Here is a 1136-nt window from a genome sequence, read left to right as displayed (position 1 = left end):
GCCCACGCACACCAGCCCCGTGACCAGCAACTTCAGCTTGCACACCTCTCACTGCTCACCCCAACGGTCCTGCAGCGGCTGTCGCCCTTGGGGATCAGACTGTGGCACGACGAGCGCACCGCCCCGGACCGTCTCGCCTACCTGACCGACCTTGTCACTGATCTGCCCGGCTCTACGCCCGCCCAGACCCGACACGCCATCCGCAGCGCCTACGAGGACGCCTGGCAGGACCTGCTGCCGGCCATCGCCGCTCGCCGCTCCAAAACCGTAGCTGCCCCCGAACACCTGGTCGTCGAACGCGGCGGCACCCTGGGCCTGGCGTCCCTGGGTAAGGAGATGGTCTACACCTCCCACCGAGATGGCAAGGTCGAGGAGACCTCGCTGCGCACGGCCCCAGTGGCGCTGCTAGCCATCCGCAGCACAGCCCTGGCCGAACGCATCCACACCCAACTGGGGGACGGCGCCGACGGCCGCCTGAAGGCGACACGCGACGCGGACATCGACGCCGAGCTCGACGGTCTTCCTATGAAGGACGCCCCCAGCACCCCCTTACCCGATGCCGCCGGCCCGTGGCTTACCGCGCTGATCCTCGGCCTCCTGGAATGGCAGAGCAGCGCCGACACAGCCCAGCATGCCCAACGCCTCGCCCGCGCCCGCAAGCGCTTGGCCACCGCCCACCTCGTCCAGGCCAGCGAGAGCCGCATCCTCATCGACAAACATCTCGTCCCGCCCGACTACCGGCCGCACTCCTTCCTCGACGGCCCCGACGGGCCAGCGCCGCGAATCGTCGCCGTACACCCCAGCGCCCGCACTCTGTGGGACACACTGGAAGCCGCCTGCGACGCCATCGCCGCCCTGGTGGGAGCCCCCGACCTGACGGACAGGCTCCGCGCCCGCCTCTTCCAGTTGCTGCGCAAGAACCCTGAGCAGCCCGACCGCACCACACTGGACGACATCGCCGAGGTGCTCGCCATCAGCCGCACCAAGCTCGACGAGGTGCTCGCTGCCAGCGACCCCCACGCCCACATCGAACGCCTCCACAACCTGCTGGCCTGCATCAACCCCAGCCTCGCAGCCACCCTGTAAGGTCGGCCTGAGGCGCGGTTCTGGCCTTGCGACCAGCCCGTTTCCCCAGG

Annotated in this window: 1 protein-coding gene; it reads left to right on the top strand. The window is 69.5% G+C overall.

All coding sequences use genetic code 11. The features are described 5' to 3' along the window. On the top strand, window positions 1-1086 hold a 1086-nt coding region (locus RB628_RS40730), incomplete at its 5' end, for a hypothetical protein (RefSeq protein WP_318325685.1). Window positions 1087-1136: the final 50 nt, after the last annotated feature.

This window comes from Streptomyces sp. ADMS, assembly GCF_033441795.1.
Classification (GTDB): Bacteria; Actinomycetota; Actinomycetes; order Streptomycetales; family Streptomycetaceae; genus Streptomyces.
Note: the sequence above shows the minus strand (reverse complement) of the source record. Positions and strands in the feature narration are given on the sequence as shown.